This window comes from Streptococcus sp. HMSC066F01, from assembly GCF_001837335.1.
Classification (GTDB): Bacteria; Bacillota; Bacilli; order Lactobacillales; family Streptococcaceae; genus Streptococcus; species Streptococcus oralis_S.
In genome coordinates this window covers 224,568-247,346 of sequence record NZ_KV832119.1, presented here as the reverse complement: position 1 = coordinate 247,346, position 22,779 = coordinate 224,568, and the positions used below count along the sequence as shown (strand labels likewise).

Annotated in this window: 22 protein-coding genes and 2 pseudogenes; 1 reads left to right on the top strand and 23 read right to left on the bottom strand. The window is 40.4% G+C overall.

What is annotated here, in order from left to right; all coding sequences use genetic code 11:
• From HMPREF2655_RS08440 to eno, 15 genes and pseudogenes are all read right to left on the bottom strand, one after another.
• Positions 1–291 (bottom strand): annotated as a pseudogene (locus HMPREF2655_RS08440) (hypothetical protein); the annotation flags it as partial.
• A 15-nt stretch (positions 292–306) separates the two neighbouring features.
• A complete protein-coding gene (locus HMPREF2655_RS08435; protein WP_000105358.1) occupies positions 307–1,275 on the bottom strand; it encodes a thiamine pyrophosphate-dependent dehydrogenase E1 component subunit alpha in 969 nt (322 codons plus the stop codon).
• A gap of 178 nt (positions 1,276–1,453) precedes the next feature.
• Positions 1,454–2,794: an MATE family efflux transporter gene (locus HMPREF2655_RS08430; RefSeq protein ID WP_070838565.1), complete on the bottom strand. Its 1,341-nt coding sequence runs from the start codon at positions 2,792–2,794 to the stop codon at positions 1,454–1,456.
• Between the two features lie 41 nt (positions 2,795–2,835).
• The gene (locus HMPREF2655_RS08425) at positions 2,836–4,104 is read right to left on the bottom strand and encodes a dihydroorotase (protein ID WP_000924467.1); all 1,269 of its coding nucleotides are present in this window, start codon (positions 4,102–4,104) and stop codon (positions 2,836–2,838) included.
• A gap of 12 nt (positions 4,105–4,116) precedes the next feature.
• The gene (locus tag HMPREF2655_RS08420) at positions 4,117–4,581 is read right to left on the bottom strand and encodes an NUDIX hydrolase (RefSeq protein ID WP_001135768.1); all 465 of its coding nucleotides are present in this window, start codon (positions 4,579–4,581) and stop codon (positions 4,117–4,119) included.
• A 9-nt stretch (positions 4,582–4,590) separates the two neighbouring features.
• The gene (locus tag HMPREF2655_RS08415; protein ID WP_000401333.1) at positions 4,591–5,244 is read right to left on the bottom strand and encodes a uracil-DNA glycosylase; all 654 of its coding nucleotides are present in this window, start codon (positions 5,242–5,244) and stop codon (positions 4,591–4,593) included.
• A gap of 119 nt (positions 5,245–5,363) precedes the next feature.
• Complete coding sequence (locus tag HMPREF2655_RS08410) at positions 5,364–5,657, bottom strand: hypothetical protein (RefSeq protein ID WP_000448758.1); 294 nt, start codon at positions 5,655–5,657, stop codon at positions 5,364–5,366.
• Positions 5,658–5,680: 23 nt separating this feature from the next.
• On the bottom strand, positions 5,681–6,373 hold the full coding sequence (locus HMPREF2655_RS08405; RefSeq protein ID WP_070838563.1) for a pyrimidine 5'-nucleotidase PynA: 693 nt from the start codon (positions 6,371–6,373) through the stop codon (positions 5,681–5,683).
• Positions 6,374–6,439: 66 nt separating this feature from the next.
• The gene (locus tag HMPREF2655_RS08400; protein WP_000110629.1) at positions 6,440–6,856 is read right to left on the bottom strand and encodes an Imm70 family immunity protein; all 417 of its coding nucleotides are present in this window, start codon (positions 6,854–6,856) and stop codon (positions 6,440–6,442) included.
• An 86-nt stretch (positions 6,857–6,942) separates the two neighbouring features.
• Complete coding sequence (locus tag HMPREF2655_RS08395; protein ID WP_000504321.1) at positions 6,943–7,446, bottom strand: hypothetical protein; 504 nt, start codon at positions 7,444–7,446, stop codon at positions 6,943–6,945.
• A gap of 286 nt (positions 7,447–7,732) precedes the next feature.
• Positions 7,733–8,275, bottom strand: coding sequence for a ClbS/DfsB family four-helix bundle protein (locus HMPREF2655_RS08390; protein ID WP_002880645.1), 543 nt, complete (start codon positions 8,273–8,275; stop codon positions 7,733–7,735).
• A gap of 126 nt (positions 8,276–8,401) precedes the next feature.
• Positions 8,402–9,316, bottom strand: a complete 915-nt coding sequence (locus HMPREF2655_RS08385; protein ID WP_001178523.1) for a hypothetical protein — start codon at positions 9,314–9,316, stop codon at positions 8,402–8,404.
• Positions 9,317–9,499: 183 nt separating this feature from the next.
• Positions 9,500–10,336: an AraC family transcriptional regulator gene (locus tag HMPREF2655_RS08380; protein ID WP_002880726.1), complete on the bottom strand. Its 837-nt coding sequence runs from the start codon at positions 10,334–10,336 to the stop codon at positions 9,500–9,502.
• A gap of 202 nt (positions 10,337–10,538) precedes the next feature.
• Entirely contained in the window at positions 10,539–11,033 is a 495-nt protein-coding gene (locus HMPREF2655_RS08375) for a YkgJ family cysteine cluster protein (protein WP_000031464.1), read from the bottom strand.
• 128 nt (positions 11,034–11,161) lie between these two features.
• Positions 11,162–12,466, bottom strand: a complete 1,305-nt coding sequence (eno, locus tag HMPREF2655_RS08370) for a surface-displayed alpha-enolase (protein ID WP_070838561.1) — start codon at positions 12,464–12,466, stop codon at positions 11,162–11,164.
• 162 nt (positions 12,467–12,628) lie between these two features.
• Between eno and HMPREF2655_RS08365 the strand changes: the two genes are divergently transcribed.
• Positions 12,629–13,075, top strand: a complete 447-nt coding sequence (locus tag HMPREF2655_RS08365; RefSeq protein WP_000131096.1) for a DUF1694 domain-containing protein — start codon at positions 12,629–12,631, stop codon at positions 13,073–13,075.
• On the opposite strand, the gene HMPREF2655_RS08360 is transcribed toward HMPREF2655_RS08365, so the two are convergent.
• The 8 genes and pseudogenes from HMPREF2655_RS08360 to HMPREF2655_RS08320 form a co-directional block, all read right to left on the bottom strand.
• Complete coding sequence (locus HMPREF2655_RS08360) at positions 13,072–14,187, bottom strand: glycerate kinase (protein WP_070838559.1); 1,116 nt, start codon at positions 14,185–14,187, stop codon at positions 13,072–13,074. The two genes, HMPREF2655_RS08365 and HMPREF2655_RS08360, sit on opposite strands and share 4 nt — an antisense overlap.
• Before the next feature lie 9 nt (positions 14,188–14,196).
• Complete coding sequence (serB, locus tag HMPREF2655_RS08355; RefSeq protein ID WP_070838557.1) at positions 14,197–14,841, bottom strand: phosphoserine phosphatase SerB; 645 nt, start codon at positions 14,839–14,841, stop codon at positions 14,197–14,199.
• Between the two features lie 58 nt (positions 14,842–14,899).
• Positions 14,900–16,333 (bottom strand): glycogen synthase GlgA, encoded by a 1,434-nt coding sequence (glgA, locus tag HMPREF2655_RS08350; RefSeq protein ID WP_070838555.1) that lies wholly within the window; start codon positions 16,331–16,333, stop codon positions 14,900–14,902.
• Positions 16,330–17,469, bottom strand: coding sequence for a glucose-1-phosphate adenylyltransferase subunit GlgD (glgD, locus tag HMPREF2655_RS08345; protein WP_000687050.1), 1,140 nt, complete (start codon positions 17,467–17,469; stop codon positions 16,330–16,332). Before glgD ends, glgA begins: the two co-directional genes overlap by 4 nt.
• The gene (locus tag HMPREF2655_RS08340) at positions 17,459–18,601 is read right to left on the bottom strand and encodes a glucose-1-phosphate adenylyltransferase (RefSeq protein WP_000787250.1); all 1,143 of its coding nucleotides are present in this window, start codon (positions 18,599–18,601) and stop codon (positions 17,459–17,461) included. Before HMPREF2655_RS08340 ends, glgD begins: the two co-directional genes overlap by 11 nt.
• A 157-nt stretch (positions 18,602–18,758) precedes the next feature.
• Positions 18,759–20,654: a 1,4-alpha-glucan branching protein GlgB gene (gene glgB / locus HMPREF2655_RS08335; RefSeq protein WP_001064528.1), complete on the bottom strand. Its 1,896-nt coding sequence runs from the start codon at positions 20,652–20,654 to the stop codon at positions 18,759–18,761.
• A gap of 272 nt (positions 20,655–20,926) precedes the next feature.
• On the bottom strand, positions 20,927–22,351 hold the full coding sequence (locus HMPREF2655_RS08325; protein WP_070838553.1) for an NADP-dependent glyceraldehyde-3-phosphate dehydrogenase: 1,425 nt from the start codon (positions 22,349–22,351) through the stop codon (positions 20,927–20,929).
• A 196-nt stretch (positions 22,352–22,547) separates the two neighbouring features.
• Positions 22,548–22,779, bottom strand: a pseudogene (locus HMPREF2655_RS08320) (type I pullulanase); the annotation flags it as partial.

Genomic DNA, 22,779 nt, shown 5'->3' with positions numbered 1-22,779 from the left:
GACGATATTGTCCATTGCAATAACCGAGAAGTCCATGAAGGTCATATCGACGATTGGACGAAGTCCTGTCATGGCCGCTCCTGCTGCTGCTCCGGAGATGGCAGCTTCAGAAATCGGACAGTCACGGACACGTTCTGGACCAAATTCTTCGAGCATTCCAACAGAAGTTCCGAAGTCCCCTCCGAAAACACCGACGTCCTCTCCCATCAAGAATACATTTTCATCGCGACGCATTTCCTCAGACATAGCAAGGATAATGGTGTCACGGAACGACATTGTTTTTGTTTCCATTTTATCTCTTTCTCCTTAGTCTGCGTAAATATCTTCAAATGCTGATTCTAGTGGTGGGAATGGGCTTTCTTCTGCAAATTTAACAGAAGCTTCTACTGCTTCCTTGACTTGTGCTTGAATTTCTTCCAATTCTTCTGCACTTGCACTATTGTTTTCAATGAGGTATTTGCGAAGATTTTCGATTGGGTCTTTTTGTTTCCACAATTCCACTTCTTCACGAGTACGATATTTACCAGGGTCAGATGATGAGTGACCAAGCCAGCGATAGGTTACACTTTCGATCAAGACTGGTCCATTGCCACCACGAACATGGTCTACGGCTTTCTTAAATCCTTCATAAACATCGATGACATTGTTTCCATCTTCGATAAACATTCCAGGGACTCCGTAAGCAGCACTACGTTGATGAATGTGCTCTACATTGGTCATTTTCTTGATATCCGCAGAGATCCCATAACCGTTGTTAATGCAGTAGAAAATAACAGGAAGTTTCCAGATAGAAGCCATGTTCACTGCTTCGTGGAAAACACCTTCGTTGGTTGCACCATCTCCAAAGAAGCAAACGACGATTTTTCCAGTGTTTTGCATTTGCTGACTGAGGGCTGCACCGACAGCAATTCCCATACCACCACCAACGATACCATTGGCACCGAGGTTACCAGCATCCAGGTCAGCGATATGCATAGAACCACCTTTTCCTTTACAGGTCCCAGTGTACTTCCCAAGGATTTCTGCCATCATTCCATTAAGGTCAATCCCTTTGGCAATAGCTTGCCCGTGTCCACGGTGATTTGAGGTAATCAGATCATCTGGGTTGAGGGCCAGCATAGCTCCGACGTTAGCAGCTTCTTCTCCGACAGAAAAGTGAGTCATACCAGGAACTTTTCCCTTTTTCACTAACTGAGCGATTTTTAAGTCCATGCGACGGATTTCTTCCATCTTACGGAACATCTCTAGCAAAAGATTCTTATCTAAAGTTGACATAATCTTGCCTTTCTAACATTGTTCTTACCTTACTATTTTACCTTTTTTAGTATACACTGTCAAAGTATATGGCTAATAAAATTTCACAATATAAAAAAATAAACCCCTGTTAAAACAGGGATTCTCTCTAGTTAGAGCATTTTTTCACAAAGTGCTTTTTCAGGATAATTTCTTAAAATTAGCTCAATCTTTTCATTACGGTTTTCAAACGCCATTGATACAAACAACCAGAAACAATCAAGCTGGCAATTAACCCAATCCAGTAGGCAAATGCCCCTAAGTCAGTTGCCTGATCTAGTAGATATCCTAGAGGTATCGCTACTCCCCAATATCCGATTAGGCCAAGATAGAAAGGAACGATAGTGTCCTTATACCCTCTTAAAATTCCTTGGAGTGGAGCCGCAAAGGTATCAGCTAGCTGGAAAAAGAGACTGTAGGTTAGAAATACAGCTGTTGTTTCAATAAACTGAGGGTCATTTCCATATAGACTTGCTACACGATCTCTAAAAATGTAGAGAAAAGATAGGGTAAGACCTGCAAAAATAAGGGCGGTTACTCTCCCCAGACGAGCATAGATTTTTGCATCCTCAAAACGTTTGGCCCCCACCTCGTAAGACACAACAATCGCCATAGCAGAGGAAATACTCATAGGAAAAGCGTACATAAGACTCGAAAAGTTCATAGCTGACTGGTGGCTAGCGATGATGAGCGATGAAAACTTAGCCATGATTAGTCCCACCACGGAGAAAATAGCTACTTCAGCAAATACGGTTCCCCCGATTGGTAGACCTAATCGAACACCTTCCTTGATTTTATCTATATTGAGTGGAATGCGTTTTTCAAGATGTAACGCTTTTAACCTTTCTTGTTTGAATAAAACAAGAATAGAAATCCCCAATAAAACCCAATAGGCTAGCGAAGTTCCTAGCCCTGCTCCTGCGCCACCAAGCTCAGGGAAACCGAAAGCTCCATATATCAAGAGATAGTTAAAACCACTATTGAGCGGAAGTAATAGGAGCATGAGATACATAGATAGTTTGGTCAAACCAAGAGAATCTAACAATGACCGAATGACACTAAAAAGCAACAAGGGAATAATCCCGATAGACAGGTACCAAAGATAGGAAACTGCAACTGCCGCCACTTGAGCTTCTAGTCCGATGTTGTTTAAGACAGGTGGCGCTAAGAATACTACCATTCCAAGCAAGACCAAAGACAGTCCGAAAGCCAAGTAGATAAATTGGTAAAAATCAGATGCTACTTCTTCCTTTTTGCCCCGTCCCAGATGATGGCCTATGATGGGAACCATGGCCGAAACAATCCCTGTTAAAAAAGTAAAGAAAGGATTCCATAGACTCGTTGCAGTTGATACTCCTGCCAAGTCCATGGTATTGTACTGCCCAGTCATGGTTGTATCAACAAATGAGGCAGAATAATTGGCAAACTGATAAATCAGGATAGGGAAAAATATCTTAAGAAATAAGACAAACTTGTCTTTAAATTGATGGGTTGGATACATATACGCTCTCTATTCTTATAGTTTATAGAGCAGAATCCCATCTAGTTTTGATAGACGATTTGTCCCTTGCAGATGGTATATTTAACCTGCCCTTTTAAAGTTTCACCGATAAATGGTGAATTAGTCGCTTTTGAAGCAAAGTGTGAGTCCACAAGGCGGTCAGCCTTAGCATCAAGGATAGTGATATCCGCTGGACCATTTTCAGCTAAGTAACCAGCTTCAAAGTTGTAAAGTTTGGCTGGATTGACAGTCATTTTTTCAAGCAATTCCATCAAGCTTAGCTCACCAGCTTCCACCAAATAAGTCAAACCAAGAGAAAGAGAGGTTTCCAAACCTGTCATACCAGATGGTGCTTTAGTAATATCTTCTACATTTTTCTCATCTGCATGGTGAGGCGCGTGGTCAGTCGCGATAACTGTGATAACACCTGACTTGAGACCTTCGATAACGGCACGACGGTCTGACTCCAAACGAAGTGGAGGATTCATTTTGGCATTGCTTCCTTGAGTTAAAAGAAGAGCTTCTGTCTTAGAGAAATGTTGTGGTGCTACTTCTGCTGTGACCTGCGCACCTAGTCCTTGAGCAAACTCCACCACCTTGACACTTTCTTCCTTAGACAAATGCTGGATGTGAACATGGGCTTTGGTTGCATAGGCAATCATAACATCACGCGCAATCATAGCGTATTCTGCCACTCCTGTCGCTCCACAGATATGGAAATGTTCTTTAGCAATGTTTTCGTTAAATCCAAGAATCCCGTTCAAACCTGGATCTTCCTCATGAAGACTAATAAAAGTATTAAGTTTTTTAGCTTCTTCCATGGCTTCCTTGACCACTTTACTGCTCTCAAGCGGAATACCGTCATCAGAAAAACCAACCGCACCTGCTTCTAAAAGCGCCTTAAAGTCTGTCAAGTCTTGGCCATTAAAGTTCTTGGTAATAGTCGCAACTGTCTTGACATTGATTTTTTCCTTGGCAGCTGACTGGAGAACTTCTTGAAGAGTCTCTACATCCGAAATGGTTGGACTAGTATTAGCCATCATGACAACCGTTGTAAAACCACCTGCAGCAGCCGCTAGTGCCCCAGTATGAATGTCTTCTTTATGAGTTTGACCAGGTTCACGGAAATGAACATGGATATCGACTAGTCCAGGCGCAACAACAAGGCCCGTAGCATCAATTAGCTCTGCTCCTTCTTCCTTGATTTCGGCAGCTATTTTGACAATTTTCCCATCTTGCACTAAAACATCACACACTTGATCCAAAGCAGACTTGGGATCCATTACACGACCATTTTTGATTAGTAGCATCTGCTTTCTCCTTTATTCATAGAAATCAACTTGGGTATCCAATAATTTATCCCCATCATAAACAAATTTGGCTGAAAAGAAGGGTTTGTCCTCTAAAAGCCACTCAACAAAGGTGTGGTCACCTTCCCAAGTTGGCTTGCTCAAAACCTCGTCATAGGGAACCCATTCCAGCGTCCCCTCATTGCAGTCAATCAAGTCACCCTCGAACTCTGTCACCTTAAAAACATAGGTGTACCAGTCTAAATCTGGCGTGAATTCTGGAAAAGTGATAACGCCTTTTAGAACCGGCTTGGCTTTGAGGCCTGTTTCTTCTAGGATTTCACGCGCAGCGCATTCCTGAGGAGTCTCCCCTCGCTCCAGCTTACCACCCACACCAATCCATTTGCCTTCGTGGACATCATTGGGCTTCTTATTGCGATGCAGCATGAGCAGTTCTTTTCCGTTATCAATGTAGCAAATCGTCGCTAACTGAGGCATATTCTCTCCTTATCTAAGCCAATCGATTGGCACTTGTCCTGTCTCTTTTAAGAATGCATTGGCCTTGGAAAAAGGCTTGGAACCCCAAAATCCTCTGAAAACAGATAAAGGACTAGGATGGGCTGATTCGATAATCAAGTGGTGTGGATTGGTAACCAAGGCCTTCTTCTTGCGTGCATAAGCGCCCCAGAGTACAAAGACTACAGGTCTGTCTAGATTATTGACAACCCGAATCACAGCATCTGTAAAAGGCTCCCATATCTGTCCAGCATGACCATTGGCCTGGCCAGCAGGAACGGTCAAGCAAGCATTAAGAAGTAAGACTCCTTGCTCAGCCCAAGACGTTAAATCATGGGATTTCTTAACCCCGATATCATCTGACAATTCTTTCAAGATATTTTGCAAGGACGGTGGCGCTGGAATAGCATCGGGTACAGAAAAACTCAAGCCCTGCGCTTGACCTGGTCCGTGATAGGGGTCTTGCCCTAGAATCACCACCTTAACTTCTTCAAGTGGTGTAGTCAAGAGAGCCTGAAAAACTTTTTCCTTAGGTGGATAGACAGTTCCCTGATCATAGACCTGTTCCATAAATTGATTGATTTTCCCGAAATAACCTTCAAGTAATTGCTCCTTAATCAAAGCATGCCAAGACGAGTGTTCCATAGCTGACTCCTTCGTTTTTACTGCCTCTATTATAGCAAAAAGTGGCTATCTAAACCACTTTTTACAGTTCTTATATATACTGTTATTGACCCTATTATTTGACATTAGTATTTACAGTATCAATCAGCCATTAAAAACTTTTCAATCATATCAATAGCATAGGAAAGTTGATTATTTACAGACTTCATCCGTTCAAAATTAGCGTCCATATAGTAGAGTTCAGATAAACCACCCCTAGGGAGAAAGAGTGAATAGTGGATATTCATCTTCTCTCGAGTACTTAACTCTATATGATTGCTTATGATATACTTTAACTCTTTTAACGAATTTACTTGAGCAACCACACCTTTTAACTGATACTGCTCGATGAGGTTTAGTAAATTGTCAATCTCTTCAATGACTTTAGTTTCCATATCATCCCCTCTTAGGAAAAGCACTACATAGCATCCAAATAATCCAGCAATTCTTGGTAAGAATGAACTTCATAAGTCGGCTGGGCTTGCGTCTTATTTTCCAGATGATGGGGATTGTACCAGATAGTACCAATACCAGCATTATTACCACCTTGAATGTCGGCGGTTAGAGAATCTCCAATCATCAGTGCCTTTTCTTTATCAAATCCAGCAATCTCTTGACCGATTTTTTCATAGAATAGTGCATCAGGTTTTTGAGTTTGTAATTGCTCGGAGATGAAAACTTGATTGAAATAGGGAGCCAGACCTGATTGAGCCAAGCGCCCTGTCTGAATGGCAGTAATGCCATTTGTCGCAGCGTATAGCTCATAATCTCTTTCGATAAGGCTGTCCAAGAGTTCATGAGCACCCGAAAGAGTTTGTCCCTGCTGAGCGAGATAAAATTGGTAACGCTGGGCAAGTAACCTACCGTCTTTTTCCTGTCCAAAATGGGCAAATAAACGAGAAAAGCGCGTGTTAACCAGCTCTTGTTTACTGATTTTCTTTTGTTCCAAGTCCTTCCAGAAAGCCTTGTTCATAGGAACGTAGTAGTCTTTATAAGCCTGAATATCCACAACTCCTTCTTCCTTTAGAAGTTGCGTCAAAGCCACATCCTCAGCAGCATCAAAATCAAGCAAGGTGTGATCAAGGTCGAAGAGTAGAAATTTGTAGGGCATTGAGTTTCCTTTCTGAAAATTCATTAAGAATATTATAGCATAAATGAACCTTTGATTTATTGAGTTTCAAATACTTTTTACACTCACATTTTGACCGTGCTCAAGTGCAAATCTAAAACTAGTCAGCAAAACTTCGAATGAATCTTTTCCGGAACTAGTTATGAAATAATGCGATAAATTTGTTATATGCTCTGCGATATTATTTCCCCAAGGAGGAGTGAGTGACAAATCTTCAAAATCCCATATAACATCCTGAGGGAGAAATTTTTTCAACTCCTCTTGGATAGATACCAACTCAGCTATTCCACTCTCAACAGATTCAAAAGGAACATCTCCCCAGTAAAGCTTATTCATTATTACTGGGTATCTACTTCCCCACTGATTATTCTCTAAGCGAACATAAATAGTCGAAAAGAATGAATTAAAAAGACTCCCTTCTCCTATAGTCCACCAATTATAACCAACCATTAACCCTACAGACATAGATATTCTCCTATTCATTTTTAATATTATTTAACGTCAACTAAAGTTTTATACTGATAGTCTCTAAAACATACATTCATTCTCCCCTACCCCAACTCCTTGGCTATTCTGCTTTTTTCAAGTTTTCCCTTAACAATTCGTTTCCATAAAACAAGTAGATTCAAACTATAAGATAAGCGTAGGAGGAAATAATTAATCCATTCGATAAGGGCAAAAAGCTGTATTAGTGTGGCTATAATAGCCACTCGAACACTCTGGGTGTTCCAGACTATAAAAGGAAAGCCTGAAATAAGTAAAACAAGGTCTAGTATTCTGAAACAACCATATAGTTTTGGAACAGTTCCACTTCCGAACTGAGGTTTCGACAGTCTTCTAATCAAAATCGCCCAATAGGTCGAGCCTTGAAGCAATATAAATGTCAGTAAAGATAAAGGATAGAGAATGGTAATTAGACTCATCCAATCACCAAGACGATTTTTCAAAAGGAAAAAACACAACCAAAAGGATAGGATGGCTGTAAGCTCTCCCAAACAGAGGGACACCAACTCTTTTCTAACTTTCTCTTTTTTTATGCTCATCATCTCACCCATCTATCTATCATCCTATATCAGAAAAAAAGCTATTCGAATCATTTTCTAGTCAACATTTCTCAGAATCAAGGCATTCTAAGCGTCGAACTGCTCAATCCCTTTAATATCCGTGTGATTCGAAACTTAGAATTGCATTGATATAAATGTTTTGGTGCTATTCTAAGTTTATGACAAACCTAAATTTTAATTTTAGAAGGATTCTAAAGCTAGAATGGCTCTAAAATCACGAGAAATATGCTATTCGAAACTTAGAAGAACCTTTTTCTAAACTTCATACTCACTTTAACTAGTAGGACTTACAATTCTTCTGATGAGCTTTGAGTTTTTTCAGAGCCCAGTCATAGTGACTGGAGATGGCACTGACAAAGTAGGAACCTAGACTTGTTCCTCCCGTCCACTTATAGACACCTTTTGTGAACAATTCGTCATTGATGAAGCCTTCCATCAACTCTAAAACCTCTTTATGCGATTGATTGAGGAGTTTGGTCGCTTCTTCTAAGGACGTTCTCTGGTGCTTCTTCCAAAAAGCGACATTCATTTCCCCATAAGTTTTCCAATTATAAGGTTCAGGGAGAAAAGGTCTTTCATGACCCTTTTGATTGGAATGTACCCAGGTTAAAAGTAACTGATGCCATTCATAGAGATGGATCAGGACATCCCGTAGATTTTTATCTCTATTCCAGTGAGCTTCTTTTTTCTTTTGGTCTTTTGAAAAATCAAAAGGAGTCTGTAGCTCCTCTTCACTTAGCAGAGAAATTAAGAGATTAAGTTTTTCATAGTTTTCCTTAGAGGCTAACACTAGCTCCTCTTTCGTTCTCGGTCTAGGCATAGGAGTTCTCCCTTCATTTTCAACTAGAATAAGCTATTTTGTTACTTCATTATACCATAATCAAAAAGCAGTTCTTCATTTTACGAACAACTGCTTTTACTAACTATTTTTTTATGCTTATAGTCACTAGTTTACATATAAATCTCTAAAGCGACCATCCACTTCTGCTATCTGATAGAGCAAGTGGGCTAGTTCTTGGTAATCTTCTTTTAAACATGAAAGATGGGCTTGACCAAATAGAGTAGCCAATTCTTCTTTTAATCTTGCCCCTTCTGGATCATGGTCTTTTAAGAATTTACTGAGATAGAGATTTCGAACAGCAGCAAGTTTAAAGCTGAAATACTGATGCAATTGTTTTTGCTCCGTATTTAAGCCGTTTTCAGCAACTGCTTTTGCATAACATTCCAAAACACCGTTTTGGCCATTCAGATATCTGTTCTTCATAATCCTTGCTGTTTCCTGATAGATTTCAGTCTGACTAGGACTCCTGACCTTCTTAAAATTTCCCCACATGGAGTAGGCTCCGCGCTTATAGTCAATAGCCTCTGCCTTCCATGCTTCTAGTATGTCATTAAAAGCAACCTTCATACAGGCAAAACCAGCTGGATCATGCAAATAGAGGTGCTGATGATCAATGCCATACACGGTTACGAAGTGATCCACACCATAAAGGATTGTGTGATTGGGATTGTAAGTCAGATGGCCCATATCAAGAGGTCCCAGAACGACAGGTCCATTTGACAGAAATGTTTCCAACTTTCTTTTAACCTCTTCCAAATCTACTTCCGCGCCATCTTTTAGATAGAAGTCCTCATAGTCAAACCCAAGTATTTTTAAGGAATGAGAGATGGAAAGATCTGGCATTCCATTATCAAAAAATACTAGAGGGTGCTCCTCATCTTCCTTTACGATACTAGCTCCATTTCCCATCACCATAATTGCCTCTAAAAACTCTGCTTTAAAGTCATAGCCATAGCCATCCAGTGCCATTGCCAATGAATAACTATAGCAAAGTGACACATCTCCAAAATACATCTGCATATTCCTGCCTCCTTATCTTCTATGGGACTATTATACCGAGAAAACTATTCGCATGCCCCATAAAATCCAAACAAAAAATATGGTTTGTTTGTTTACAGACATGAATGTCAACAATTAAAAACTCTGTAAAAGCTATCTTCTACAGAGTTTGATTTGCATCTTTATAAAAAATCAGAAAATGATCTAGTCCCTGATGACTGGTATCCAGAGTTCCATTTGGTAGTCTGAGGACGACATATCTCCTTTGAAATAAACTTCAAAGTCTGGGGCTCCTGAGTGGCGATAGCCAGTTTCTGGAAAAAAGACCTCTAAGACATATTTCCAAGCATTGTGAATGCTAGCAGGTATAGGGCCTTTGACTGGTACGATAGCATATTCAGCGGCTGGGATATCTTTGATGGACAGACCTAGTTCTTCTGCTTTAGTTTTATCCGTCACATCATAAGCAGCCATATAGTTGATGATTTCGCCTTCTTTGACATCCGAGCAGACGCCAAAAGATTGGCCACTGCCTAGACTCTCTAGGCTTTCAAAGCTGTGATGGGCATAGAGATGCTCCCAAGCAGACGGGCATTTGCTATTGTCAATAGCTTCCAATAGGACGCCTGCCACGGTAAAAGCAGGTTTCTTTTGAATCTTGATATCCATGTTCTTTCCTCCTGTGATTTTTAAGGATAATTGAAGTCTAGGAAAGATCCGATAAGGTTTTCCTTTTCGAACTTCTGAGGGAGTTGCACCATGGAATTTCTTGAAGGCTGTGCTGAAGGCGTCAGCAGACTCATAGCCGTATTTCATTGCTATGTTAATGACTTTCTCAGTGCTTTCCCGCAAGTCCATCACAGCCTCTGACAACCTGCGATTGCGCAAGTATTCTGCTAATGTCATATCTGCCAGGATAGAAAATAGCCTGCTAAAGAGAGAGTAAGAATAGCCCGATAGCTGCTGAAATCTTTTCATATCCACTTCTCCAGTCAGTTGCTGCTCCAAATAATCCATGGTTTGATTGAATTGATGCATCATATTCTTCTTTTCTTACCTCCATAAGATACAAAGGTCATTAAAAGCAAAGTGAAAATGGGAAAATTATCGCTGGTTCTTCTGATTCTAGGTAATTTTTTCTTTTTCGCATAGCTTTTAGTCCGTGTTCAATTCTATCTATATTCTAACAAATACAGGATACTTCCACCCTAGAATCTTTGTACAAGATTTAAAGGTGTAAATTCTATAACTTATCTTTTAATTTCTCAACAAAGAGATAGGCTGCAGGGCAGGTCAAGGTATTCTTAATCGTCAAATGATTAATTTGATGGATCTTTTTCCGATCTGTATGGGGGAATTCACGACAGGCCTTGGGACGAACATCATAGATGCAGCAGAGATTGTCTCCTCCTAGAAAGGGGCAAGGCATGGATTTGAAAACTTTATCCCCATCTTCATCCACCTGAAGGAATTCCGCTTCAAAAGCCGGTAATTTCATCTTAAAGTACTTAGCGATACGGGTGATATCTGCTTCTTTAAAGTCGGGCCCCAAAGTCTTGCAACAGTTGGCACAGGCAGTGCAATCAATCTCAGCAAAGACTTCTTGGTGAATCTGCTGCGCAATCTTATCTAAGTTTTTAGGAGGTTTTTTCTTTAGATTAGCTAACACTTTGCGGTGGTCCTTCTGCTTTTGCAAGGCTAGCTGATGGTAATACTCAATATCAATCTCTTTAGACATAATTTCTTCCTAATACAAGTGTTTTTGTCTATTATACCATAAACTCTGCCCCTTTCTTATCCCCTTGAACAGAAAAAAGCCCTTCGGAAAAAATCCGAGGGGCTTCAAACCTTGTTCACTGAACTAGATTATTTTTTAAGGTTGTAGAATGATTTCAATCCACGGTATTCAGCTACTTCACCAAGTTGGTCTTCGATGCGAAGCAATTGGTTGTATTTAGCGATACGGTCTGTACGTGAAAGTGAACCAGTCTTGATTTGTCCTGCGTTTGTTGCAACTGCGATGTCAGCAATTGTTGAATCTTCAGTTTCACCTGAACGGTGTGATACAACTGCAGTGTAACCAGCTTCTTTCGCCATTTCGATAGCATCGAATGTTTCAGTAAGTGTACCGATTTGGTTAACTTTAATAAGGATTGAGTTAGCAGCACCTTCTGCAATACCTTTTTCAAGGTAAGAAGTGTTTGTTACGAAGAAGTCGTCACCAACCAATTGAACTTTACCACCAAGACGTTCAGTAAGAGCTTTCCAACCGTCCCAGTCGTTTTCGTCCATACCATCTTCGATAGTGATGATTGGGTATTTGTTTACCAATTCTTCAAGGTAGTCGATTTGTTCTGCAGCAGTACGTACAGCAGCGCCTTCACCTTCGAATTTAGTGTAGTCGTAAACTTTACGTTCTTTATCGTAGAATTCTGATGAAGCACAGTCAAATCCGATAAATACGTCTTTACCAGGAACATATCCAGCAGCTTCGATCGCAGCAAGGATAGTTTCAACACCGTCTTCAGTTCCTTCGAAACGAGGAGCGAATCCACCTTCGTCACCTACGGCTGTTTCAAGACCACGAGATTTAAGGATTTTCTTAAGAGCGTGGAAGATTTCAGCACCCCAACGAAGAGCTTCTTTGAATGATGGTGCACCAGCAGGTACGATCATGAATTCTTGGAAAGCGATTGGAGCGTCAGAGTGAGAACCACCGTTGATGATGTTCATCATTGGAGTTGGAAGAACTTTAGTGTTGAATCCACCAAGGTAGCTGTAAAGTGGGATTTCAAGGTAGTCAGCAGCAGCACGAGCTACAGCGATAGACACACCAAGAATTGCGTTTGCACCCAATTTACCTTTGTTAGGAGTACCGTCAAGTGCGATCATAGCACGGTCGATAGCTTGTTGGTCACGTACATCGTAGCCGATGATTGCTTCAGAAATGATATTGTTTACGTTGTCAACAGCTTTTTGTGTACCAAGACCACCGTAACGAGATTTGTCACCGTCGCGAAGTTCAACTGCTTCGTGTTCACCAGTAGAAGCTCCTGATGGAACCATACCACGTCCGAAAGCACCTGATTCAGTATAAACTTCTACTTCAAGTGTTGGGTTACCGCGTGAGTCTAGGACTTCGCGAGCGTAAACATCAGTAATAATTGACATTTTTTACTCTCCTTTGAGTTAAATTTTTTACACCTCTATGATACCTTAAAAATAAGCGTTTTTCAAGAAAAAACGTTATCTTTGTGCAAATTTTCCTTAACTTTATAAAGTAATCGCTTTCTTTTATCTGTTTTCTTGCGATTTTTGTGATATACTGTTTTTATGACAGATTTATCAAAACAACTACTAGAAAAAGCTCATGGTGGGCCGAAATTAAACCCTGACGAACAACGCCGCTATCTCGGCACTTTCGAGGAAAGAGTTCTTGGCTACGCGGATATCAGTACTGCCAATAGTCCTGAATTAGAACATGGATTTTTCTCTATTTTAGAGGGTTTTCAAGAAAAGGTAGAGGCACTTTTTGTGAAGATTTCACCAAATATCGAGTTTGACAAACAGGTCTTTTACTTAAAGCAAGCAAAGGAAAGCAACTGTCAGGCGACTATTGTTTCAGATGATCATATCACCTCTCCTTTCGGTCTTGTCATTCATACAAATGAACCTGTTCAAGTAGAAGAAAAGGACCTTAGACTTGCATTTTCAAGTCTTTGGGAGGAGAAAAAGGCTGAGCCACCTAAAAAATCCATCTGGAAAAAATGGTTTGGTTAATGATTTCTCATGTTTAATAAACGGCCAATATTAGTAGCTGTGTGCTCCAAATAGAGACTTGCATTTTTCAAACTATCTTCCAAAGGTTCACTTTTCTCTAAAATAGAAAAGACAGCTTGTATATTTTCGAATGGTAGGGAAGGTAAATCCTCGGAAAGACTACCACAAATAGCAATAACAGGAACTCCGTTAGGGGTTCTTTTTGCTACTCCCATAGGAGCTTTTCCAACAAAGCTTTGACTGTCCAGTCTGCCTTCTCCAACGATAACCAAGTAGGCCCCTGCAACCTTCTTGTCAAAGTCAATCAAATCTAAGCAAGTGTCAATCCCAGATACGATAGTGGCCTCAGCAAAGGCACAGAGCCCAGCCGCAATCCCACCGCCGGCTCCTGCTCCTTTAAGAGAGAGGGTTGATGGTGAAAATTTTTCATAGAACCGCTGTATAGCCAAATCTACTGTCTCAAACAAAGCAGGATCCAAGCCCTTTTGTTTTCCAAATGTATAGGTCGCTCCTTGAAGACCACATAGAGGGCTCACGACATCTGCTAAAATGCGGATTTTCACATCTTCAGGTATCCTATACAACTCGCTGTCTGAAACTAACTCGAATTCAAGCAAAGTCTGACCGCAAGCTGGCAATTCTTTTCCATTCTTATCATAAAAACGATAACCTAAACCAGCAGCAATGCCTATCCCACCGTCATTACTAGCCGTACCACCAACGCCGACATAGATATCTTTCATCCCTTGATCAACGAGATGACGAATCAACTCTCCGATACCTTTGGTTTGGATGTGAAGGGGATTTCGTTTCTCCCGCGGAATCTTCCCAAGACCAACCAAGTCAGCAACTTCGAAGAGCGCTATTTGATCTTTGTGAAAGTAGCGCATGGATTCTTTTAGCCCAAAAGGCCCCGTAACCTCTTGCCATTTTTCTTCGAGTTCAAGAGAATGTCGGATAGCGTCTACAGTTCCTTCCCCACCATCACCTACAGGGCAAAGCAGACATTCTACATCTGCTATCGATTTTTGGAATCCTCTTTTTATAGCTTGAGCAACCTCTTCTGCCGTCAAACTTTCTTTAAAAGAATCGGGTGCAATTACAATTTTCATGGTTCCCTCTCATTCTAAGAAATCAATCAAAGGTAGAACTTCTAAAAGCTCCCTCGTATCTACATGACAAGCTATCTCGGATTTTACGACTTCTTTGGCACAAAATGCAATACTACATCCTGCTGACTTTAACATCAAGAGGTCATTGGCACCATCACCGATGGCAATAGTTCTTTCTTTGGAAAATCCAAATTCCTTTCTCCATTTCTCAAGAGTAACTTGTTTTACTTGACCTGTCACAATTTCACCAACTAATTTTCCTGTTAAAAAACCGTCTTTGACTTCCAACTGGTTGGCGGAGAAATAGGAAATACCAAGGGATTTTGCTAATCTTTCAACTATTGGTGTAAAGCCACCAGACACTAGACCGACTAGAATGCCCTTCTTTTGAAGTATGGAGATAAATTCTTGAGCATTCTTGGACAGATGAATGGATTTGAAGACAGTATCAAAGACCGAAACCGGAAGGCCTTTTAACAAAGCTACCCTCGCTCGTAAACTTGTTTCAAAGTCCAGTTCACCTCGCATTGCCTGGCTTGTAATCTGCGATATTTCTTCTTCGCAACCTGCTTCTTTTCCTAAAAGATCAATCACTTCTTCTGCTATCAGGGTGCCGTCAACGTCCATGACACACAAGCCTTTTACTTGAGACATAAACTTTCCTTTCTAAACAGCCCAAAAATCGTATGAAAGAATCATACGATTTTATCTATTAGTTGACTAAACTATGGTACAAGTCAAGATAAGACTTACAAGCTGTATCCCATGAGAAATCGCATTCCATAGCTTGTTTTTGTAGATTTCTCCAAACTTCCGGCTGGTACTTATAAACATCCAAGGCTGTTTGGAAACTCCAGTTAAGCCAGTATGGTGTTAAATTATCAAAGCTAAATCCAGTTCCAGTTCCTTCGATTGGATTGAAGGATTGAACCGTATCACGCAAGCCACCCACTTCATGAACCAATGGTAGAGTTCCATAGCGCATCGCCATCATTTGAGACAAGCCACATGGTTCAAAACGACTTGGCATGAGGAAGAGATCACAAGCTGCGTAGATTTCTTGAGCGAGCTTGACGTCAAAAGTGATATTTGCTGATAGTTTGTCTGGATAGACTTGCGCAAACCAGGAGAAGGAATGTTCAAAAGCTGGGTCACCTGTTCCTAAAAGGACTATTTGAACGTCCTCCTGTAAGAAACGATGCAAGCTTTCTACAACAACATCAAAACCTTTTTGGCGCGTCAATCGAGAGACAATCCCAACTAGCGGAACATCTGGTCTCACAGGCAACCCAACTCTCTCTTGTAATTTTGCTTTGTTTTGAGCTTTTCCAGACAAATCTTCTTTATTAAAATGATAATCTAAAAGTGGGTCTGTTTGAGGATTATAAAGATCTGCGTCAATACCATTAACTATACCTGAAACCTTACCTGACTCCATCCGAAGAATCTGGTCCAAACCGCAACCAAACTGACTGGTCATAATCTCGTGCGCATAGCTAGGGGAAACGGTTGAGACACGATCCGCGTAGAGAATGCCTGCTTTCATCCAGTTGAGACAATCATTCCAGCGAAGGGTGCCATCAGCATAACGTTCAAAGCCAACACCGAACAAATCCCATAACATTCCTTCAGAAAATTGACCTTGAAATTCCAAATTGTGAATGGTTAAAACTGTTCTGATTCCTTGATATGCCTGAATCCAATGGTACTTTTCTTTTAACAAGAAGGGAATCATGGCTGTGTGGTAATCATGAACATGGAGAAGGTCAGGGATAAAGCCGATGCGTTCCATGGCTTCAAGAGCAGCCAGTTGGAAGAAGGCAAAGCGTTCACCATCGTCAAAATCACCGTACACATGACCACGGAAGAAATAATACTGATTATCAATGAAGTAGAAGGTTACCCCATTCAAGACCGTTTTCTTAATACCACAGTACTGTCTACGCCATCCTACACTAACTTCAAAGTGGAGAACATCCTCAATCTGGTCTCCAAACTTTGCTTCTACCATATCATAATAAGGTAAGAAAACTGCAACTTCGTGCCCCGCTTTTACAAGTGATTTGGGAAGTGCACCAATGACATCGCCCAAACCACCTGTTTTTGAAAAGGGTGCTCCTTCTGCCGCTACAAATAAAATTTTCATGAATAAATGTCCTCTGTTACTGTTTCACCCTTCTTCACTACAACTGGATGTTCTGCTGTGCCTCGAATGACAACACCGTCCGCAACCTCAACGCCCTTATCCAAGATAGCATATTCAACTTGGGCACCTTGTCCAATCACAACACGAGGGAACAGAACGCTGTTCTTCACAACACTATCTTTGTGAACATAAATATTACGAGATAGGACTGACTGAACTACTTCACCCTCAATGATACTACCAGAAGCAAACTGAGAAGTACTTACTTTTGAAGTATTCGCATAATAGGTTGGCTCTTCGTTCTTAACCTTGGTATAAATCTTTTGATTTGGTGAGAAGAGAGAATAGAACTTTTTAGATTCAAGCATATCAATATTTGCTTGATAATAGGACTGAACAGAGTGAATATTAGCTAAGTAGCCTGTGTATTCGTAAGCAAAAGCTCCTTCTTTTGCAGCTAAATCGCGGAGGACATAGCGCAACTTTTCAGGATATTCTTTCTGAGCCTCTTCTTCAAGTCGTTCAATCAACCAAGGAGTATCCACAACAAAGATATCTGTAGACATATTGAAGAGTTCATCTGTAGATTTATTATCAAAGAGTTTGTGCGAACGAACATGGTCAGTTTCATCGATTTCCAAAATAGCATTCACATCTGAAATGTCTTTCTTTGGAAGTTTCTTATATACAACTGTAATCGGACCTTTTGTTGTATTGTGTAGGTGGAAGACTTGATTCAAGTCAATATTCACCAGCACATCGCAGTTAATCGAAACGGTTTGGTTTGAACCTGAACGTCTCAAGTAGGTAAGAAGCTGTTGGTAATACTCTTTTCCAACTGTACTGCTTTCAACACGAGTATTGTAAATTCCTAGATAGTAGTGACTTAGAAGAGTTGACAAGCCCCACTCACGACCTGAACGGATATGGTCGAATACTGAGCTGATATTGTCTTGTTGGAAAATACCAAAGATACTACGAACACCTGCATTTGCAAGGCTGGAAAGAGGGAAGTCAATCAAACGGTATTTCCCACCGAAAGGCAAGCTAGCTACCGGACGGTGTTCTGTTAATGTTGACATGTCATGAAAACCAACTGTGTTTCCTAAAATGGCTGAATATTTATCAATCTTCATCTGTTGCTACCCCCACTACTTCATTGTATCCTACTACTTGTACTTCGTCCGTTCCGTCAATCTCTACGCCGTCTGCAATAATGGCACCCTCACCAATAATAGCACGAGTAATCTTTGCGCCATGGCCAATAATAGCTCCACTCATGATGACAGAATCAACGACCTCAGCACCTTCACGTACTTGTGCTTCTGTTGAAAGAATCGAACGTTTAACAGTTCCATCTACAAAACAGCCATCCACGACCAATGAATCTTCAACGTGTGCATGCGCACCAAAGTAGTTTGGTGGTGAAATCAAGTTTCTAGAGTAAATTTTCCACTGACGATTGCGACTATCCAAGGCGTTTTCTGGTGAAATGTACTCCATATTAGCTTCCCAAAGTGACTCAATCGTACCAACGTCTTTCCAGTAGCCATTAAATTCATAAGCATAGACACTTTCACCAGACTCGAGATAGTTAGGGATAACGTTCTTACCAAAGTCTGACATATCCACATTGCTCTTTTCAGCAGCAACAAGCATATTGCGAAGCCGTTTCCAGTCAAAAATATAAATTCCCATAGAAGCCTTTGTAGACTTAGGTTGAGCAGGTTTTTCCTCAAATTCAACGATACGGTTATTGGCATCTGTATTCATGATACCGAAACGGCTAGCTTCTTTGAGAGGTACGTCTAGGACAGCTACTGTCAAACTGGCATTGTTATCCTTATGGGACTGAAGCATATCATCGTAGTCCATCTTGTAGATGTGGTCACCAGAAAGAATCAAAACATACTCAGGATTAACACTGTCGATATAGTCAATGTTTTGGTAGATAGCGTGACTAGTCCCTTCAAACCAACGGTTTCCTTCGCTGGCTGAATAAGGTTGTAAAATAGAGACACCTGAATTGATACCATCCAATCCCCAGCTCGAACCATTTCCAATATGGTTGTTCAAAGCAAGAGGTTGGTACTGCGTAATCACACCAACATTATGGATTCCAGAGTTTGCACAGTTGGAAAGAGCAAAGTCAATGATACGGTAGCGCCCACCGAATTGCACTGCCGGTTTGGCAATGCTTTGAGTGAGTTTTCCGAGACGTGTTCCTTGCCCACCCGCAAGGATCAAAGCTAGCATTTCATTCTTCATTTTCTACTCCTTTATAAAGACATGTGAACGTTAAAATCGAAAGAAGGTCGGAAGTCAAACTTTTTATAAAAATAATAGGAAATCCATTTCTCTTGTGTTTCAAGTCCAATACAAGTACATCCGTTTTTAAAAACTAAAAAATATCATCAACAGCCCATTATTCTTTTTTCTTAGCTTGTTTCAAACGACGCTTGATCTTCCAGATGCTTGCTCCCATGGCAGGCAAGGTAAAGGTCAAAGTCTGCTCATAATCTTTCCATAAGCCTTCTTGAGTCTGAACTGTTTGATTGTGCTCTTTCCACACACCTCCCCATTCTTCTAATTCTGTATTCCAAACTTCTTCGTAAATACCTGCAACAGGTAAACCAATCGTAAAGTCCTTACGTTCAACTGGTGCCATGTTAAAGACACAGACTAACATTTCGTCCTTCTTGCCCTTACGAATAAAGGAAAGGACACTCTGATCTCTATTATCAGCATCGATAATCTCGATACCATCATAACTAGTATCAATTTCCCACAGACAACGATGCTCTTTATAGAATTGATTCAGTTGTGAAGTAAAATGCTTCATCTTGGCATTCATCGGATCTTCTAGATTAGACCACTCCAACTGCTCCTCGGACTTCCACTCGAGGAATTGTCCGTACTCACTACCCATGAACAAGAGTTTCTTACCTGGATGACAAATTTGATAGGTGTAGAGGTTGCGCAGACCAGCGAACTGATTGTAGCGATCTCCCCACATCTTATGCATCATACTCTTCTTACCATGAACTACTTCATCATGTGAGAAAGGCAGGAGATAGTTTTCATTGAAAACATACATAAAGCTGAAAGTCACAAGATTAAAGTCATACTTGCGATAAATCGGATCTTCCTCGTAGAAACGGAGAATGTCGTTCATCCAGCCCATATTCCATTTATAGTCAAACCCAAGGCCGCCCATTTCTTTCATGCCAGTAATCTTTGTTGCTGATGAACTTTCTTCTGCAATCATCATGATATCTGGATGAGCTAACTTAATCACTGTGTTCAACCGTTGAAGGAAATAATAACCCTCGTAGTTAAGATTTCCGCCGTCCTTATTTGGAGTCCAAGGAGCATTATCATAATCTAGATACAGCATATTGCTCACTGCATCGACCCGAATACCATCTAAGTGGTAAAAATCAATCCAAAATTTAATACTTGAAATCAGGAAAGATTGGACCTCATTTTTCCCGAGGTCAAAATTCAGAGCACCCCAACCATAGTTATGAGCCTTGTTGTGATCTTGGTATTCAAAAGTTGGTGTACCGTCATAATATGCCAAGGCATCATCATTAATAGTGAAATGACCTGGAACCCAGTCGACGATAACACCGATATTATTTATATGACACTCTTCAACGAAATCTTGAAACTCGTCAGGTGTACCATAGGAATGTTCAAAAGCAAAGTAACCCATAAGTTGATAGCCCCAGCTCAATCCAAGTGGGTGAGCCATTAAAGGCATGAACTCAATATGTGTATAGTTCATCTCAACTAAGTATGGAATCAACTCGTCTTTCAGTTGCGAAAAAGTATAGGGACTACCATCTGGATTTCTCTTCCAAGATCCTGCATGGGCTTCATATATATTAACTGGTCTCTCGAAAAATCCCAGACGTTTGCGACGTGCTAACCAAAGGCCATCTTTCCATTTCTTTTCACGGATATTGGTCAAAACAGCTCCTGTACCCGGTCTAGCTTCAAAATAAACTGCCAATGGATCGATCTTCATAATCTGGTGACCATTTGCACGCGTGATATGATATTTATAAATCTGACCATCCTGAGCTTGACTCGTAAAGACTTCCCAAACACCTGCTTCATTACGAACCATGGGAATCTGATTCTCAACCCAATCGGTAAAATCACCAACTAAATGAACTGCTTGTGCATTTGGGGCCCAAACCCTAAAGGTATAGCCTATTTCTCCGTTTTTCTCCTCTCTATGCGCTCCTAAATAATGCTGGAGGTGAAAGTTCTCACCTGTAGTAAAGGTTCTTAATGCTTCTTGATTATTCATTCAATCCCCTTTCTTTTGTAAGCGTTTTCTATAATTCTATTATACACTCTTTTAAGGTAACTTTCAAGTAATTTACGAAGGAAATCATATTTTTTTATGAAAGCCTTCAAAAAATTACCTAGCATTTTAAAAAAGATATCCAGAAAATAGAACACGAAACAATTTCCATATATTTTTTTATTATAATACCAGAATATTCGTTTTTTATCAATTTTAAACTGCATTTTTTTGAAAAAAATAAAATCAGGAAGTCGTTTTCCTGATTTTATAAATTATTTCACATCAAAAACAATGGATTTAACATTTGTCATCGCTTCGATACTATATTTAATTCCTTGTACTCCTGCACCAGAACCTTTTACACCAAGGAATGGGAAATTATCTGGTCCACGTTGTGTTTTATTATTAATATGAACGGTACCAACTTCAAGTTTTTCAGCAATTTCAAACGCCTTCTTAAAGTCATTTGTAAAGACTGAAGATTGAAGACCGAATTCTGATTCATTAGCAATTTCAAGTGCTTCATTGGCATCTGCAACTCGAATAATTGGGAGAACAGGTCCAAATGGTTCTTCCCAGGCTAATTTCATATCTCTTGTGACATAATCAAAAAGTCCTGGCCAAATGAGATTATTCTCACGTTTGATTGGGCTGAGCGCTTTGGCTCCTTTTTCCTGAGCATCTTCAATCAATCCCCAGATGAAATCAGCTGAAGCATTATCAATAACTGGCGTGATATCTGCATTGTCAAATGGATCACCGACTGTTAGCTTAGCAACTTCAGCTTGGAGCAATTCTGCCAATCTGTCTGCTACGCTTTCCACAACCAAAACACGTTTGATAGCGGTACAACGCTGACCAGAGTAGCTAAAGGCACCACCTACGATTTGCTTAGCTGCATTTTCTAAATCTGCATCTTCTAAGACAATTGCTGCATCTTTCCCACCAAGTTCAAGCATAATCGGGCGCATACCAGCTAAACGACCAATACGCTCACCAATCGGTGTTGAACCTGTAAAGTTAATGAAGTTCACTTCCTTGTGTTCGATGATGTAGTCTCCGATTTCAGAACCACGTCCAGTGATGGTGTTAAAGACACCTGCTGGGATTCCTGCTTCATCAAATGCTTTAGCTAGCAAGAGGCCAGAAATAGATCCTTGTGTTGGGGGTTTGAACATAACGACATTTCCTGCAATCAAAGCCGGAGCAATCTTAGATCCAGAAAGGTTGACTGGATAGTTAAATGGTGCAATAGCTAAAACGACACCAACTGGTTCACGACGGACAACGGCTAGTTTATTTTTACTTGCAGCTTCAAAACCGCCACCTTCCATTGCTTGTCCAGTGATACGGAGACCTTCCTCGGCAGCAAAACGAATCAATTCTGCTGTACGTACTACTTCTCCAATGGCTGCTTTAATCCCTTTTGCAACCTCTTTAGCAAGAATGGTACCAATTTTTTCTTTGTCACGTTCCAAAATGTCTGCTGTCTTATGCAAATAGGCTGCACGCTCAACGGGTGCTAAATCACGCCATGCTGGGAGAGCTGCACGCGCAGCTTTCATCGCCTCATCTACTTCAGCCTGACTCATAGCAGGTACTGTACCCAACTTTTCTTGATTGATGGGAGAATAGATGGCAATTTCATTCTCTGATGATTTCCATTTTCCATTCACTAAATTCTGATAATGTGTCAAATTCTCTTCCTCCTGAAAATGATTAAAACTTATTTTATCAAATTTTCAGAAAATTACAACCCCTTTTTGGAAAATATTGATATTTTTTTCACAAACTTGATTCTTCAAATTATTTGAAATTTATTCCTATTAGATATTGGTTTTTCAATAAAAATAAAAAAGGTCTAGAGTTAACTAAACCTTTTTGTAGTATTTACTATGAAAGTACCTTCAAGACTGCAACGCTGATATCATCAATCACATTAGACTCTTGAGAACGACTGTTGGACACAAGCATTTCAAGATTTCCTGCATTTTCAAAGTAGAAGGAGGTTCCCTTGGCATTAAATACCACCAATAAATGCTCTGCAGCACCGTGAATTTCGTAAACAATCCACCCACTATTTTCAGCAGCTGTATGGACGAAGACATGACGATAAACTTCTTCA

Coding starts and splice junctions, on each gene's coding strand:
- HMPREF2655_RS08435 (WP_000105358.1), bottom strand. CDS start 1,275: ATGTCAACTTTAGATAAGAATCTTTTGCTAGAGATGTTCCGTAAGATG.
- HMPREF2655_RS08430 (WP_070838565.1), bottom strand. CDS start 2,794: ATGTATCCAACCCATCAATTTAAAGACAAGTTTGTCTTATTTCTTAAG.
- HMPREF2655_RS08425 (WP_000924467.1), bottom strand. CDS start 4,104: ATGCTACTAATCAAAAATGGTCGTGTAATGGATCCCAAGTCTGCTTTG.
- HMPREF2655_RS08420 (WP_001135768.1), bottom strand. CDS start 4,581: ATGCCTCAGTTAGCGACGATTTGCTACATTGATAACGGAAAAGAACTG.
- HMPREF2655_RS08415 (WP_000401333.1), bottom strand. CDS start 5,244: ATGGAACACTCGTCTTGGCATGCTTTGATTAAGGAGCAATTACTTGAA.
- HMPREF2655_RS08410 (WP_000448758.1), bottom strand. CDS start 5,657: ATGGAAACTAAAGTCATTGAAGAGATTGACAATTTACTAAACCTCATC.
- HMPREF2655_RS08405 (WP_070838563.1), bottom strand. CDS start 6,373: ATGCCCTACAAATTTCTACTCTTCGACCTTGATCACACCTTGCTTGAT.
- HMPREF2655_RS08400 (WP_000110629.1), bottom strand. CDS start 6,856: ATGTCTGTAGGGTTAATGGTTGGTTATAATTGGTGGACTATAGGAGAA.
- HMPREF2655_RS08395 (WP_000504321.1), bottom strand. CDS start 7,446: ATGGGTGAGATGATGAGCATAAAAAAAGAGAAAGTTAGAAAAGAGTTG.
- HMPREF2655_RS08390 (WP_002880645.1), bottom strand. CDS start 8,275: ATGCCTAGACCGAGAACGAAAGAGGAGCTAGTGTTAGCCTCTAAGGAA.
- HMPREF2655_RS08385 (WP_001178523.1), bottom strand. CDS start 9,316: ATGCAGATGTATTTTGGAGATGTGTCACTTTGCTATAGTTATTCATTG.
- HMPREF2655_RS08380 (WP_002880726.1), bottom strand. CDS start 10,336: ATGATGCATCAATTCAATCAAACCATGGATTATTTGGAGCAGCAACTG.
- HMPREF2655_RS08375 (WP_000031464.1), bottom strand. CDS start 11,033: ATGTCTAAAGAGATTGATATTGAGTATTACCATCAGCTAGCCTTGCAA.
- eno (WP_070838561.1), bottom strand. CDS start 12,466: ATGTCAATTATTACTGATGTTTACGCTCGCGAAGTCCTAGACTCACGC.
- HMPREF2655_RS08365 (WP_000131096.1), top strand. CDS start 12,629: ATGACAGATTTATCAAAACAACTACTAGAAAAAGCTCATGGTGGGCCG.
- HMPREF2655_RS08360 (WP_070838559.1), bottom strand. CDS start 14,187: ATGAAAATTGTAATTGCACCCGATTCTTTTAAAGAAAGTTTGACGGCA.
- serB (WP_070838557.1), bottom strand. CDS start 14,841: ATGTCTCAAGTAAAAGGCTTGTGTGTCATGGACGTTGACGGCACCCTG.
- glgA (WP_070838555.1), bottom strand. CDS start 16,333: ATGAAAATTTTATTTGTAGCGGCAGAAGGAGCACCCTTTTCAAAAACA.
- glgD (WP_000687050.1), bottom strand. CDS start 17,469: ATGAAGATTGATAAATATTCAGCCATTTTAGGAAACACAGTTGGTTTT.
- HMPREF2655_RS08340 (WP_000787250.1), bottom strand. CDS start 18,601: ATGAAGAATGAAATGCTAGCTTTGATCCTTGCGGGTGGGCAAGGAACA.
- glgB (WP_001064528.1), bottom strand. CDS start 20,654: ATGAATAATCAAGAAGCATTAAGAACCTTTACTACAGGTGAGAACTTT.